We start from the raw sequence: 13,416 nt of genomic DNA, 5'->3' as shown, positions 1-13,416 counted from the left end.
AATGGCAACGGCAGATCTTTTGACAATGGACAACAAGAAAACAGCAGAAAAGCAAAAGGCACTTGATAGCGCGCTGGCGCAAATCGAGCGTCAGTTCGGCAAGGGCTCGATCATGAAACTGGGCTCCGAAGGGGCCATTCAGGACATTCAAAGCAGCTCAACAGGCTCTCTCGGTCTGGATATCGCACTTGGAATCGGTGGCTTGCCGATGGGCCGGATCATTGAAATTTACGGGCCTGAATCTTCGGGCAAAACCACGCTGACCCTGCACTGCGTTGCCGAGCAACAGAAGGCCGGCGGTGTATGTGCGTTTGTCGATGCCGAGCACGCGCTCGACCCGCAATATGCCCGCAAACTCGGCGTTGATATTGATGAATTGCTGATCTCGCAGCCCGATACAGGTGAGCAGGCGTTGGAAATCACCGACACGCTGGTGCGTTCCGGCGCGGTCAACATGGTCATCGTGGATTCGGTCGCGGCTTTGACACCCAAATCCGAGCTGGAAGGCGAGATGGGCGACAGCAGCGTGGGCGTACAGGCCCGCCTGATGAGCAAGGCCATGCGCAAACTAACAGGTTCCATTTCGCGTTCCAATTGCATGGTAATCTTCATCAACCAGATCCGTATGAAGATCGGTGTCATGTTCGGCTCTCCCGAGACAACAACCGGCGGTAACGCGTTGAAGTTCTACTCCTCTGTGCGCCTTGATATTCGCCGCATCGGATCGCTGAAAGACCGTGATGAAGTTGTCGGCAACGCAACCCGCGTAAAAGTGGTCAAGAACAAGGTCGCCGCACCGTTCAAGCAGGTCGAATTCGACATCATGTACGGCGAAGGCATCTCCAAGATGGGTGAGCTGCTGGATCTGGGTGTGAAGGCGGGCGTCGTGGACAAATCCGGCTCGTGGTTCTCTTATGGAGACGAACGGATCGGCCAGGGCCGTGAAAATGCCAAACAGTTCCTCAAAGACAACGAGGCGATGGCTATGGATATTGAAGACAAGATCAGGGCCGCGCATGGTCTGGACTTCCATGGCTCCGATGGGGATGACAGCGATATTCTGGAGGCTTAAGCTTCTGTGAACTCGGGGGCTTTGAAGCCTCTCAGCATCATACGATCGAAGTGAAAGAGGGGGCGCAGATTGTGCCGCCTCTTTTCCTTTGTGGACACCCTTAATCCGCGCAGGTATTTCATGGCAAAACATCTGCCCCCAAGAAGGTCCGCTACATGAAAACGCTGAATGATATCCGCTCTACGTTCCTGTCCTATTTCGAAAGGAACGGGCATGAAGTGGTGCCCTCCAGCCCGCTGGTGCCGCGCAACGATCCAACGCTCATGTTTACTGCAGCGGGGATGGTCCAGTTCAAGAACCTGTTTACCGGTGTTGAGACCCGCGATTACAGCCGCGCAACGACAGCGCAGAAATGCGTCCGCGCCGGTGGTAAGCATAACGATCTGGACAACGTGGGCTATACCGCGCGCCACCACACATTTTTTGAAATGCTCGGCAATTTTAGCTTTGGCGACTACTTCAAAGAAGACGCAATTCCGCTGGCATGGGATCTGTTGACCAAAGGGTTCGGCATTGATGAAAGCCGCCTGCTGGTAACAGTCTACCACACCGATGAAGAAGCGGTTCAAATCTGGAAGAAACATGCAGGGCTGAGCGACGACCGGATCATTCGCATCGCGACAGACGATAACTTCTGGTCTGCGGGTCCGACTGGTCCATGCGGCCCCTGTACCGAGATTTTCTATGATCACGGCGATCACATCTGGGGTGGCCCTCCCGGATCGCCCGAGGAAGACGGCGACCGGTTCGTCGAAATCTGGAACCTTGTTTTCATGCAGTATGAACAGCTGGAGGACGGCACGCGGCGCGATCTGCCGAACCAGTCAATCGATACCGGCATGGGCATCGAACGGGTTGCGGCCCTGTTGCAAGGGACCAATGACAACTATGCCACGGACCTGATGCGCAGCCTGATCGAAGCGTCGGCGGATGCCTCCAACACGGACCCTGACGGGCCCGGAAAGACCCATCACCGTGTGATTGCAGACCACTTGCGTTCGACATCCTTTTTGATCGCGGATGGTGTGATGCCATCCAATGACGGTCGCGGATATGTTCTGCGCCGGATCATGCGCCGCGCAATGCGCCATGCGCACCTTCTGGGTGTTCAGGATCCGTTAATGCACAAGCTGGTGCCTGCTTTGGTCGGCCAGATGGGCGCTGCGTATCCGGAGTTGGGTCAGGCGCAATCGCTGATCACCGAAACGCTGCAGCTTGAGGAAACACGTTTCAAGCAGACGCTTGAGCGCGGATTGAAGCTCTTGGAAGACGAAGTGAGCGGGCTCGACAAGGGCGCACATCTGTCGGGGCAGGCGGCCTTCAAGCTTTACGATACCTTCGGTTTTCCGCTTGATCTGACGCAGGACGCACTGCGCGAAAAGGGTATGGGCGTCGATACGGACGGTTTTGACGCGGCGATGGCCGAGCAGAAGGCCAAAGCCCGTGCCGCTTGGGCGGGCTCGGGCGAGGCGGCGGATGCGACCGTCTGGTTCGACGTGGCAGACAAGCATGGCACAACCGATTTCCTTGGCTACGACACCGAAAGTGCAGAGGGACAGATCGTCGCCATCATCAAGGATGGCGCAGTGGCTGACATGGCCAAAGCTGGCGACACCGTCCAGATCGCTTTGAACCAGACCCCGTTTTATGCGGAATCAGGCGGGCAGGTCGGTGACACAGGCACAATTCGCACCGACGGCGCGCTGATCAGGGTCACAGATACCCGCAAGGCAGCGGATGTATTTATCCACTTCGGGACAGTGGAAGAAGGCGAAGTTACCCCCAGCAAAGCGGCCGTGCTCACCGTCGATCACGCACGCCGGACATCGATCCGCGCCAACCACTCCGCCACACACCTGCTGCACGAAGCGCTACGCGGTGCGTTGGGCGATCATGTAGCGCAGCGCGGATCCTTGAACGCGGCAGATCGTCTGCGGTTTGATTTCAGCCATGCCAAGGCCTTGAGTGCGCAAGAGCTGTCGCAGGTTGAGCAAGAGGTGAATGACTACATCCGCCAGAATACTGCAGTTGAGACGCGGATCATGACGCCTGACGATGCGCGCGCGCTCGGCGCACAGGCTCTTTTCGGCGAGAAATACGGCGATGAAGTGCGTGTTGTGTCAATGGGACGCGAAGATGGCTCTGGCAAGGGCACCGACAAAAGCACTTATTCGCTTGAGCTTTGCGGCGGTACGCACGTGCGTCAGACCGGTGACATCGGTGCCTTCGTATTGCTTGGTGACAGTGCCAGCAGCGCAGGCGTGCGCCGGATCGAAGCGTTGACCGGATCGGAAGCGCTGGCATGGCTGCGTGAGCAGCAGATGGCGCTGGCCGGTATTGCGGAAGCAATGAAGACATCCAGCGCGGATGTGCCGGAACGTGTAAAAGCGCTGATGGAAGAGCGCAAAAGCCTCAATAACGAGGTTGCCCAACTGCGTCGGGAGCTTGCAATGGTGGGTGGTGGCGGTGCGACAGCACCCGAAGCTGTCGACGTTGGCGGCATCAAATTTATGGCACAGGTTCTGCAAGGTGTGACCGGGAAGGACCTTCCCGCGTTAGTGGACGAATTCAAGGCGAGCCTTGGCTCTGGCGCAGTTCTGTTGATTGCGGACACAAGCGGAAAAGCTGCCGTGGCCGGCGGTGTGACGGCAGATCTGACCGACAAGGTTTCCGCTGTCGACATCGTCAAGGCAGCGGTGGTCGAGTTGGGCGGCAAGGGCGGCGGCGGCCGGCCGGATATGGCGCAGGGCGGTGGTGCCAGCGCTGAAAACGCGGAAGGTGCCATTGCGGCAGCCACCGCCATTTTGAAAGGATGAGAACCATGGGCGCACTTTGGATTGCACATGTCACCGTAACGGACGAAGAGGCGTACAAGAAATACGCCGCTGGCGCGACAGTCGCCATCGCGGAGCACGGCGGAGAGTTTCTGGCACGCGGTGGACGTTTTGTTCAGCTAGAGGGAAAAGAGCGTCCGCGCAATGTTGTGGCGCGCTTCCCGGATGTTGAAACCGCCGAGAAGTGTTATCATTCAGATGCTTATCAGGCGGCACTGGAACATGCTCGCGGCGCGTCAGAACGCGAACTGATGATTATCGAGACCACTGAATAACAAAAAGCCCCGAATAAAATTCGGGGCTTTTTCAATTCTACGCCAAGTTCAGTTTAGCCTGCTTTGGCCATCCGCTTACGCTCGTGCGGATCGAGATAGCGCTTGCGCAGACGGATCGCATTCGGCGTCACTTCGACCAGTTCGTCGTCGTCGATGTAGGCAATCGCCTCTTCCAGCGACAAAATCTTTGGTGTGGTCAGACGGACTGCTTCGTCGGTACCGGAGGCCCGTACGTTGGTCAGCTTCTTACCCTTCAACGGGTTCACTTCCAGATCGTTTTCGCGGCTGTGCTCACCGATAATCATACCGGTGTAGACGTCAGCTTGCGCACCGATCATCATCTTGCCGCGCTCTTCGAGGTTCCACAGGGCAAAGGCAACAGATGTGCCATTCTCCATGGAAATCAGAACACCCGCGCGACGACCCGGGATCGGGCCCTTATGCGGTGCCCAGGAGTGGAACACGCGGTTGATGACGCCTGTACCGCGCGTATCGGTCAGGAATTCGCCATGATAGCCAATCAAACCACGTGACGGCACATGCGCGATGATACGGGTCTTGCCAGCGCCGGCAGGCTTCATCTCAACCAGTTCGCCTTTGCGTGTACCGGTGATTTTTTCGATCACGGCACCGGAGTATTCGTCATCAACGTCAATCGTGGCTTCTTCAATCGGCTCGTGACGTACGCCGTCAATGTCCTGAAACAAAACCTGCGGGCGAGAGATCGAAAGCTCGAACCCTTCGCGGCGCATGTTTTCAATCAGAACACCCATCTGGAGTTCGCCGCGACCGGCAACCTCAAAGGCGTCGCCGCCGGGGGTGTCGCTGATTTTAATCGCAACGTTGCTTTCCGCTTCTTTGTGCAGACGCTCACGAATGACGCGGGACTGAACTTTCTTACCGTCGCGACCCGCCAAGGGCGAATCGTTGATACCGAAGGTCACGGTGATGGTAGGCGGATCAATCGGCTGGGCAGGGATCGCTTCGGACACGGATTGATCGGCAAGCGTATCGGCCACGGTCGCTTTGGTCATACCCGCGATGGACACGATGTCACCGGCTTCTGCCACATCAATGGCAGTCTGCTCCAACCCGCGAAAGGCGAGGATTTTGGTGCAGCGGAAGTTCTCAATCAGCGAGCCATCGCGCGACATCGCTTTGATGGTCTGACCAGCTTTCAGCGTACCTGTTTCGACTCGCCCTGTGAGAAGGCGGCCCAGGAAAGGATCGCCCCCCAATGTTGTCGCCAGCATGGTGAATGGCTTGTCTACTTCTGCGATCTGCGCAGGTGCGGGAACGTGGTCAAGGATCAGCTGGAAAAGATCGTCCAGACCGTCACGCTTGCCGTCCAGCTCATGATCGGCCCAACCGGCACGGCCAGAGGCATACATTGTCGGGAAATCAAGCTGTTCGTCGGTTGCGTCCAGGCTTGCGAAGAGATCGAAACATTCGTCGAGCGCGCGATCAGGCTCACCGTCAGGCTTGTCCACCTTGTTAATAACAACGATAGGCTTCAGACCCAGCTTCAGCGCTTTGGATGTCACAAATTTGGTCTGCGGCATCGGACCTTCTGCAGCGTCAACCAACAGGACAACACCGTCTACCATCGACAGGATGCGCTCAACCTCACCGCCAAAGTCGGCGTGGCCAGGCGTATCAACGATGTTGATACGTGTGCCTTTCCATTCAACGGAAGTGGGCTTGGCAAAGATCGTGATGCCGCGTTCGCGTTCCAGATCGTTGCTATCCATCGCGCGTTCAGTCGTCGCCTGATTTTCGCGATAGGTGCCGGATTGTTTGAGCAGTTCGTCCACCAGCGTCGTTTTGCCGTGGTCAACGTGTGCGATGATTGCGATGTTGCGCAGGTCCATGGGTTCAGCCTTGTTCAGGGAGTTGGGCGGGCCATACCGTGCAGGCGCAGCAAAGGCCAGAAGAAAAGCACAACTGCGGTCAAGAGGCCGCCTTTGCTGCAACACTTTCATCGCCCTTGTGCTCGACCACCAGCGCCTCGGGGAAGGTCATTGTGCGGTAGGGGAAGGGAATTTCAATGCCCGCATCATCCAATGCGCCTTTTACTGCGGCGACAACCTTGTCACGGCTGGTGCGTATGTCGATGGGGCGCGATCCCGTCCACCACGTCACCTCAAAGTTGATCGAGCTGTCGGCAAATTCCTGCGCAAAGACTTCGACATCCCGCACATCGTCGCGCACCATGTCGACGTTGCGCACCGCGTCCTCGATGATGGCGCGGGCCTCGTCCACGTTTTCACCATAAGCAATCCCGCAAATGACCGTTGTGCGGCGCACGTCGCGGGCAGTCCGGATTGTGACAGGGTTTTTGAAGAACATGGCATTCGGGGCGACCACCAATTGTCCGTCGGTCTGACGGATGTGTGTGTCGCGGATCGTAATCTCCTCGACCTGACCTTCGATGTCTTCACATTCAATGTAGTCTTCAATTGCAAACGGCTCTCGAACAAGCAGCAAAATCCCCGCCAAAAAGTTTTCGAACACGTCCTTGAAGGCAAAACCGATGGCCACACCGCCAACCCCCAATGCGGTCAGGGCGCGGCCCGGCGTGATTGTAGGGAAGGCGATGGTTACAGCGATCAGGACGCCGAACAACCACAGACCCACGGTAATAAGCATCATCACCACCTCAACGAGTGAGCGGCGCATCCGCGCCCGGCGCAATGCCTGTGGCAGCAGCCACCGCAACAGACGAATGACCAGCCAAACGAAGATCAGAAAAACGACAGACAGGATAACCTGAGGAAGGACTTTCCAGAACCCCACACCATAGGATTCAAGCTGGTTTCGGAGCGGGTCGGGGAGCTGTGACCAAACAGAAGCTAGAAAATCAATCATGCTGGCAAACGCCGTCAGGTCGCTTGTGGTTCCGATTTAGTGGGTATTGGTATTGGAGAAGAGGTGAATAACCACGATACCTGCAATAATCATTGCGAGCCCAAGAACCGCCGCCAGATCAAGCTTTTGGCCAAATAGCACAAAACCGATCCCGGCAATCAGCACGATGCCCAGCCCCGACCATATTGCATAGACGATCCCCACAGGCATTGCCCGAAGCGCATAAGACATGAAATAGAAAGACATTCCGTAGAAAACCACAGTTGCGAGCGAAGGCCAGAGCCGCGAAAACTGCTGGGAGGCCTGAAGCGCTGTTGTGCCAAGCGTTTCGGTAAGGATGGCAAAAAAGAGCCAGATGTAGTGGGCGGGCACGGTGTTTCCTTTAATGGGATATATCTATGCTAGAGGGGCAGGGCAGTCGTGTCCTTAATTTCCTCCATTACAAAACTGGCAGATACATCTGACAACGCAACCCGCTCAATCAGACGGCGGTAGAGTTTATCATACCCCGCCATGTCCGCGACCTGAGCACGAATGAGATAGTCGAGATCACCGGACATCCGGTAGACGCCCATAATCTCCGGCATCGATTTGGTAGCGGTCGAAAACTCTTTGAGCCAATCGGCCCCGTGCGAACTGGTACGCACCTGAATGAAAACAGTCAGGCCCAGATTCAGCTTATCCGCATCAAGAAGGGTCACACGCCCTTTTATGATTCCAGCCTTCTCCAATGCGCCAATACGCCGCCAACAGGCATTGCGCGACAATCCGACCTTTTCGCCAAGCGAATCCAGCGACTGGGCCGCATCACGTTGCAACTGTGCCAGAATGCGGCGGTCTAGTTCATCAATACTTCCCATGTTTTCCAGATATGTCGGGAGAACTTCCCAACATCAACCCCTCAATACACCGCATTGGGACAATTTCATCTGTCGAACCGTCTATTTTGCATCAACGCAACTTATAACTCACAAGGAAAACCGACGATGTTTGCCCGTGTCTTTCTCGACCATCCGGCCAAGGTGAATGAAACCTTCGCCCAGCACATGCTTTTTGCCCTTAAATTCTCTGGCTTGCTGTTTGCCGCAGCGGGTGCCGCCTTTGTGCATGCCATCATACCTTGCTTGTTTGAAAGAACCGCGAGCCGGATCATCGGTCAGCTTTATGAACGGACCCACAGGCGTGGACGCTAGTTCACATCTGACACCAGCTACCCTGTGAACGTAAAAAGGGCCGCATTACTGCGGCCCTTTCACTGTATCGGTATGCCGGAGCCTTAGCCCGCGAGCGCCTTGTTAAGGTTCTCGTCCACTTTCTCAAGGAAGCCCATTGTGGTGAGCCACTTCTGATCGGGGCCGACCAACAGCGCGAGGTCTTTGGTCATGTCGCCGCTTTCCACGGTGTCTACGACGACTTTCTCCAGCGTTTCAGCAAAGTTCGTCAGCGCCGTGTTGTTGTCCAGCTTGCCACGGTGCTTCAGACCACCGGTCCAGGCAAAGATCGACGCGATAGAGTTTGTCGATGTCTCTTCACCCTTCTGGTGCTGGCGGTAGTGACGCGTCACGGTGCCGTGTGCCGCTTCCGCCTCAACGATCTTCCCATCGGGTGTCATCAACTGCGAAGTCATCAGGCCAAGTGAGCCGAAGCCCTGTGCAACCGTGTCGGACTGTACGTCGCCGTCATAGTTCTTACAGGCCCAGACAAAACCACCGTTCCATTTCATCGCACAGGCGACCATGTCATCGATCAGGCGGTGCTCATAGGTGATGCCCTTGGCTTTGAATTTCTCTTCGAACTCTTCCTCATAGACCTTCTGGAACAGCTCAAGGAAACGACCGTCATATTGCTTGAGGATCGTGTTCTTGGTGGACAGGTAGACAGGCCAGCCAAGGTTCAGACCATAGTTCATGGACGCGCGGGCGAAGTCGATGATTGAGCTGTCGAGGTTGTACATGCCCATGTAGATGCCTGCGGAAGGCGCATCGTAGACTTCATGCTCGATCACTTCACCGTCTTCGCCGACAAACTTCATGCTCAGCTTGCCGGGTCCGGGGAATTTCATGTCTGTAGCGCGGTACTGGTCGCCGAATGCGTGACGACCGATGACAATCGGCTGGGTCCAGCCCGGCACAAGACGCGGTACGTTGTTACAGATAATCGGCTGGCGGAACACAACACCACCAAGGATGTTACGGATCGTGCCGTTGGGCGAACGCCACATTTTCTTCAGGCCGAATTCCTCGACACGTGCCTCATCAGGTGTGATGGTCGCACATTTAACGCCGACACCGTATTTCTTGATCGCTTCGGCGGAATCGATTGTGATCTGGTCGTCTGTCTCGTCCCGCGCCTCGATGCCAAGGTCATAGTACTTCAGATCAATGTCGAGATAGGGCAGGATCAGCTTTTTCTTGATGAAATCCCAGATGATGCGGGTCATTTCATCACCGTCAAGCTCGACGACGGGGTTCTCTACCTTGATCTTGGTCATGAGGCGTTCCTTTGGCTAAGTTGGCTTTGAGGGCCGTGTAGCCTATCTCTGCGCAAAGGGGAAGGTGGTATACAATGGTATGCAGAAAATTCTAGACGCCGCGCCGGTCCTTACGAAAACACAGCAATAGAACGATGCACCACACGATGACTGCAATCAGCACTTGTAGCAATATCCGTATGCCGTTCCACGTGCCATCACACTGCGCGCGCGGCAGCGCGTAGACACCGTAAGCGACGCCGCCGATCAACAACAAGATGATCCCGAAGCCCGCCGTCGTGCGGCCAGCACTTGGCAGAACGAAGACTGTCGGGAACACTGCAACGGCAGCCGCAATCAATGAAAATCCGACTAACAAGGGAAAGAATAATAGCGGATGGGCCACAGCCAGCCTGAGCGTTTGGAAGATACCTTCCATTTTGCCGCCCCCGGTGACGGGAACATATTCAGGCAGACAGATCATGTCGGCCGTCGCGAAAAGGATGGCGTGCATCGCGCCGATTGCCACCGCCATAGAGACGATCAGCGTGAACGCGGAAGGTTCCGCAGGATCGGGCTTAGCACTCAACTGCCAGCCTTTGCAGCAAAGAAGTGCGAGATTTTATGACGGGCATATTCCCAGAGTGTCGGCGCGCCAATCGCGATTTTGGCACCAACCCGTGTCGCGATCTGTTCTTCGGTCACGTTGAAGTCGGTCCAGCTACCGCCGCCCGCTTGCAGGTTCTGCATCGGCGGCTGGAACCGGTCGAGTGATTTGGCAAATTGGGCAGATGGCGTCTCTGCTGCTTCGAACTCTTCCCAGATGGCGCGGAAACGATCGCGCAGATCGTCAGGGAGCAGGCCGAAGATGCGGTCGGCCGCAGCCTGCTCCTGCACCGCAATCGCCGCGTGATCCAGATCCCCGAAGATCGGGTTGTCGCCTGCGTCGATCTCTACCAGATCATGCAGGATCAACATCTTGATGACATGGGCAATGTCCACGCCCGGACCGGCCTGATCAGACAGCACCATCGCATAAAGCGTTAAATGCCAGCTGTGCTCGGCCGAATTTTCGTAACGGGAGTTGTCACAGAGTTCCGTGGCGCGCAGGGTGTTCTTGAGCTTATCGGCCTCGTTCAGAAAGGCGATCTGGCTGTCCAGCCGCCGCTGTGCCGACTCACTCACCGCTGCCCGCCTTTTCGCGGTGCGCCGCCAGCGTCTGGGCAAGAAACCGGCGACCCTGATCGTTGGCCATACGCGTACGCACTGCAGTCAGAAACGCTTCTTCCAATGTCTGGGATGACGCACCAAGCACATCGCCCACCTTCATAAACAGACGGTCCTCGCCGGTCTCGGATTGTACAGCAAGACATTCCTCGGCCAGCCGGTTGGCCATTTCGACAACGACAGGATCCGCCATCAGCGTGTTGTCTCTGTCAGACGGCGCTTCACGTAATCGGTGGTCGAAGTGATCAGCGTGTCCATATGCGGCTCTTCAAAGAAATGACCGGCCCCTTCAACTTCCTGATGCGTGATCGTGATGCCTTTCTGCTCGTGCAGTTTGCTGACCAGATTGACGGTATCTGCGGGCGGTGCCACGCGGTCTGCGGTCCCGTTAATCACAAGGCCCGATGCAGGGCAGGGCGCAAGGAAGCTGAAGTCATACATGTTTGCGGGTGGTGATACGGAAATGAAGCCCGTGATCTCCGGCCGCCGCATCAGCAGTTGCATCCCGATCCACGCGCCGAATGAGAAGCCTGCAACCCAGCAATGCTTGGAATTGTTGTTCATCGACTGGAGATAATCGAGCGCGGATGCCGCATCCGACAGCTCGCCGATGCCCTGATCGTATTCGCCCTGCGACCGGCCAACGCCACGGAAGTTAAACCGCAATACGGTGAACCCCATATTGTAGAAGGCGTAGTGCATATTATAGACGACCTTGTGGTTCATCGTACCGCCAAACTGCGGATGCGGATGCAAGATGATCGCAATCGGCGCGTCACGCTCTTTTTGGGGGTGGTAGCGGCCCTCAAGGCGGCCCTCTGGTCCGGGGAAGATGACCTCTGGCATGGATGTCCCTGTCTCGTGGTCCAAAGCGCAAGCGAATTGTTGACGATTTCGCTATGTTACCTTAGAACGGTTCTAATCTATGGCCGCGCGGTGCTTCCGCCCGGAATTTTCATTTATGCGCAACAGCCGCCCGCGTCAATGAATGCGGGCCAACTATCAAGGATGAGGCGATGAAGCTGTCGACCAAAGGACGCTATGCGATGGTGGCATTGGCAGACATTGCACTTCAACCGGGCGACCGGTTGGTGTCCTTGGGCGATATCGCCGAGCGGCAGTCAATTTCGCTTCCGTATCTCGAACAGCTCTTTGTCAAACTGCGCCGTGCCAATCTGGTAACGTCAGTGCGCGGCCCCGGCGGCGGCTACCGTCTGTCCCAGCCCGCGTCGCAAATCCGCGTGGTTGATATTCTGGCTGCCGTCGATGAAACCGTGGATGCTATGCACAAAGGGGCAGGGGCGTCAGGCGGTGCCTCTGGCAGCCGTGCCCAATCGCTGACCAACCGTCTTTGGGAAGGCCTGAGCGCGCATGTGTACGTGTTTTTGCACCAGACCCGCCTGTCCGACGTGATCGAAAACGAGCTGGCTCCCTGTCCGGCGGTGCCAAACCTGTTTGAAGTTGTCGCAGTCGTGGATGACGCATGAGAGCCTACCTTGACCACAATGCCACAACGCCTTTGCGGGCGGAGGCACGCGCAGCGATGCACTCAGCAATGGACGTCGCTGGCAACCCGTCCAGCGTTCACGCAGAAGGCCGCGCAGCAAAGATGTTGATCGAAAAAGCCCGCGTGCAAGTGGCGAATTTGGTCGGCTGTTTGCCCGCGCAGGTGATTTTTACGTCGAGTGCGACAGAAGCGGCAGCGCTGGCAGTTGGGCAGAAGGCGCAGCATGGCGGGATTTTTCTGGCCCTGCCGACCGAGCACGATTGTCTGGGGGTTTGGACCGATCACGCGATGGCGTCCCTTGTCGGAAGGGACGGCAAGATCAGCCCCGTAGGCGGGGAAGCATACCTGAACCAGATTTCGTCATTGGCGGGTCAAGAATGGCGTGATGACAGGACGGATGTTGCACTGGTTGCCATCTCCGGTGCCAACAGTGAAACCGGCGTGATGGCAGGCGTTACCGGTGATAGCTTTGTGTCAGCGTCCCGGGCAGGCAAGGTGCCCTATGCCGTGGTCTGCGACATCACGCAGATGGCGGGCAAGGTTGCGATTGATCTGACAAAAGAAAAGCCGTCCTATATGATCCTCTCTGCGCACAAGATGGGCGGGCCGAAAGGGGTTGGTGCCTTTATCAACCTTACGAGTAAAGATCCGGATCCTGTTTTGCGCGGAGGTGGACAGGAACAAAACCGCCGGTCCGGCACGGAAAATGTCATTGGTATCGCCGGATTTGGTGCTGCAGCAGACGCCGCTGCCCACGATGTGGCATCAGGTCGCTGGTCGGAAGTCGAAGAACTTAGAAACATTCTAGAATTAGCTCTTGCGGCCAGCACAAAGAAGACTATTTTTGTCGGGAATGAAGCGCCGCGTCTGCCCAACACCTCTTGCATCATCGCAGACGGTTGGAAAGGGGAGACGCAGGTAATGCAGATGGACCTCGCCGGTTTCGCGATTTCAGCAGGATCCGCCTGCTCCAGCGGCAAAGTCAAGGCCAGCACCGTTCTGCAGGCCATGGGATATTCGCAGTCCGAGGCGAGCAGCGCGATCCGCGTTTCGCTGGGGCTGGAGACGACAAAAGAAGACGTTGAGCGCTTTGCCGAGGCATGGCTTGCGAAACGTGAAAAGCACGCACAACGGGCCGCCTGAGTGGTCCACAAAATGAGGAA

Annotated in this window: 15 protein-coding genes; 6 read left to right on the top strand and 9 right to left on the bottom strand. The window is 56.7% G+C overall.

What is annotated here, in order from left to right:
• The first annotated feature begins 1 nt into the window (after position 1).
• The 3 genes from recA to Z946_RS0119525 all read left to right on the top strand — a co-directional run bounded on the left by recA (position 2) and on the right by Z946_RS0119525 (position 4,181).
• Complete coding sequence (recA, locus tag Z946_RS0119540) at positions 2-1,072, top strand: recombinase RecA (protein WP_025057399.1); 1,071 nt, start codon at positions 2-4, stop codon at positions 1,070-1,072.
• A 155-nt stretch (positions 1,073-1,227) separates the two neighbouring features.
• Positions 1,228-3,888, top strand: a complete 2,661-nt coding sequence (gene alaS, locus Z946_RS0119530; protein WP_025057398.1) for an alanine--tRNA ligase — start codon at positions 1,228-1,230, stop codon at positions 3,886-3,888.
• A gap of 5 nt (positions 3,889-3,893) precedes the next feature.
• Positions 3,894-4,181, top strand: coding sequence for a DUF1330 domain-containing protein (locus Z946_RS0119525; protein WP_025057397.1), 288 nt, complete (start codon positions 3,894-3,896; stop codon positions 4,179-4,181).
• A gap of 53 nt (positions 4,182-4,234) precedes the next feature.
• Here Z946_RS0119525 and typA read toward each other — a convergent pair whose 3' ends face one another.
• From typA to Z946_RS0119505, 4 genes are all read right to left on the bottom strand, one after another.
• Positions 4,235-6,052, bottom strand: a complete 1,818-nt coding sequence (gene typA / locus Z946_RS0119520) for a translational GTPase TypA (RefSeq protein WP_025057396.1) — start codon at positions 6,050-6,052, stop codon at positions 4,235-4,237.
• 79 nt (positions 6,053-6,131) lie between these two features.
• The gene (locus tag Z946_RS0119515) at positions 6,132-7,049 is read right to left on the bottom strand and encodes a mechanosensitive ion channel family protein (RefSeq protein ID WP_025057395.1); all 918 of its coding nucleotides are present in this window, start codon (positions 7,047-7,049) and stop codon (positions 6,132-6,134) included.
• 36 nt (positions 7,050-7,085) lie between these two features.
• Positions 7,086-7,421, bottom strand: a complete 336-nt coding sequence (locus Z946_RS0119510) for a DMT family transporter (protein WP_025057394.1) — start codon at positions 7,419-7,421, stop codon at positions 7,086-7,088.
• 29 nt (positions 7,422-7,450) lie between these two features.
• Positions 7,451-7,909 (bottom strand): Lrp/AsnC family transcriptional regulator, encoded by a 459-nt coding sequence (locus tag Z946_RS0119505; RefSeq protein ID WP_025057393.1) that lies wholly within the window; start codon positions 7,907-7,909, stop codon positions 7,451-7,453.
• A 126-nt stretch (positions 7,910-8,035) separates the two neighbouring features.
• On the opposite strand from Z946_RS0119505, the gene Z946_RS0119500 reads away from it, so the two are divergent.
• Positions 8,036-8,242 (top strand): DUF6356 family protein, encoded by a 207-nt coding sequence (locus Z946_RS0119500; protein ID WP_025057392.1) that lies wholly within the window; start codon positions 8,036-8,038, stop codon positions 8,240-8,242.
• Between the two features lie 83 nt (positions 8,243-8,325).
• Here the strand turns inward: Z946_RS0119500 and Z946_RS0119495 are convergent, their stop codons facing one another.
• The 5 genes from Z946_RS0119495 to Z946_RS0119475 all read right to left on the bottom strand — a co-directional run bounded on the left by Z946_RS0119495 (position 8,326) and on the right by Z946_RS0119475 (position 11,592).
• Positions 8,326-9,540 carry an NADP-dependent isocitrate dehydrogenase gene (locus Z946_RS0119495; protein WP_025057391.1) on the bottom strand — a complete coding sequence of 405 codons (1,215 nt, stop codon included), beginning with the start codon at positions 9,538-9,540 and terminating at the stop codon, positions 8,326-8,328.
• Between the two features lie 91 nt (positions 9,541-9,631).
• Positions 9,632-10,108, bottom strand: coding sequence for a hypothetical protein (locus Z946_RS0119490; protein ID WP_025057390.1), 477 nt, complete (start codon positions 10,106-10,108; stop codon positions 9,632-9,634).
• Positions 10,105-10,704, bottom strand: a complete 600-nt coding sequence (locus tag Z946_RS0119485; RefSeq protein ID WP_025057389.1) for an HD domain-containing protein — start codon at positions 10,702-10,704, stop codon at positions 10,105-10,107. The genes Z946_RS0119490 and Z946_RS0119485 overlap by 4 nt, the downstream gene beginning before the upstream one ends.
• The gene (locus Z946_RS0119480) at positions 10,697-10,939 is read right to left on the bottom strand and encodes a hypothetical protein (protein WP_025057388.1); all 243 of its coding nucleotides are present in this window, start codon (positions 10,937-10,939) and stop codon (positions 10,697-10,699) included. Before Z946_RS0119480 ends, Z946_RS0119485 begins: the two co-directional genes overlap by 8 nt.
• Positions 10,939-11,592: an alpha/beta hydrolase gene (locus Z946_RS0119475; RefSeq protein ID WP_025057387.1), complete on the bottom strand. Its 654-nt coding sequence runs from the start codon at positions 11,590-11,592 to the stop codon at positions 10,939-10,941. Before Z946_RS0119475 ends, Z946_RS0119480 begins: the two co-directional genes overlap by 1 nt.
• A gap of 170 nt (positions 11,593-11,762) precedes the next feature.
• On the opposite strand from Z946_RS0119475, the gene iscR reads away from it, so the two are divergent.
• Positions 11,763-12,233, top strand: coding sequence for a Fe-S cluster assembly transcriptional regulator IscR (iscR, locus tag Z946_RS0119470; protein ID WP_025057386.1), 471 nt, complete (start codon positions 11,763-11,765; stop codon positions 12,231-12,233).
• On the top strand, positions 12,230-13,396 hold the full coding sequence (locus Z946_RS0119465) for a cysteine desulfurase family protein (protein ID WP_025057385.1): 1,167 nt from the start codon (positions 12,230-12,232) through the stop codon (positions 13,394-13,396). The genes iscR and Z946_RS0119465 overlap by 4 nt, the downstream gene beginning before the upstream one ends.
• The last annotated feature ends 20 nt before the right edge of the window (positions 13,397-13,416 follow it).

It is taken from the genome of Sulfitobacter noctilucicola (assembly GCF_000622385.1).
Taxonomy (GTDB): Bacteria; Pseudomonadota; Alphaproteobacteria; order Rhodobacterales; family Rhodobacteraceae; genus Sulfitobacter; species Sulfitobacter noctilucicola.
The sequence above is the reverse complement of the archived record's forward strand: the minus strand, read 5'-3'. Positions and strand labels throughout refer to the sequence as shown.

Coding starts and splice junctions, on each gene's coding strand:
- typA (WP_025057396.1), bottom strand. CDS start 6,052: ATGGACCTGCGCAACATCGCAATCATCGCACACGTTGACCACGGCAAA.
- iscR (WP_025057386.1), top strand. CDS start 11,763: ATGAAGCTGTCGACCAAAGGACGCTATGCGATGGTGGCATTGGCAGAC.
- recA (WP_025057399.1), top strand. CDS start 2: ATGGCAACGGCAGATCTTTTGACAATGGACAACAAGAAAACAGCAGAA.
- Z946_RS0119480 (WP_025057388.1), bottom strand. CDS start 10,939: ATGGCGGATCCTGTCGTTGTCGAAATGGCCAACCGGCTGGCCGAGGAA.
- alaS (WP_025057398.1), top strand. CDS start 1,228: ATGAAAACGCTGAATGATATCCGCTCTACGTTCCTGTCCTATTTCGAA.
- Z946_RS0119495 (WP_025057391.1), bottom strand. CDS start 9,540: ATGACCAAGATCAAGGTAGAGAACCCCGTCGTCGAGCTTGACGGTGAT.
- Z946_RS0119525 (WP_025057397.1), top strand. CDS start 3,894: ATGGGCGCACTTTGGATTGCACATGTCACCGTAACGGACGAAGAGGCG.
- Z946_RS0119505 (WP_025057393.1), bottom strand. CDS start 7,909: ATGGGAAGTATTGATGAACTAGACCGCCGCATTCTGGCACAGTTGCAA.
- Z946_RS0119515 (WP_025057395.1), bottom strand. CDS start 7,049: ATGATTGATTTTCTAGCTTCTGTTTGGTCACAGCTCCCCGACCCGCTC.
- Z946_RS0119475 (WP_025057387.1), bottom strand. CDS start 11,592: ATGCCAGAGGTCATCTTCCCCGGACCAGAGGGCCGCCTTGAGGGCCGC.
- Z946_RS0119500 (WP_025057392.1), top strand. CDS start 8,036: ATGTTTGCCCGTGTCTTTCTCGACCATCCGGCCAAGGTGAATGAAACC.
- Z946_RS0119465 (WP_025057385.1), top strand. CDS start 12,230: ATGAGAGCCTACCTTGACCACAATGCCACAACGCCTTTGCGGGCGGAG.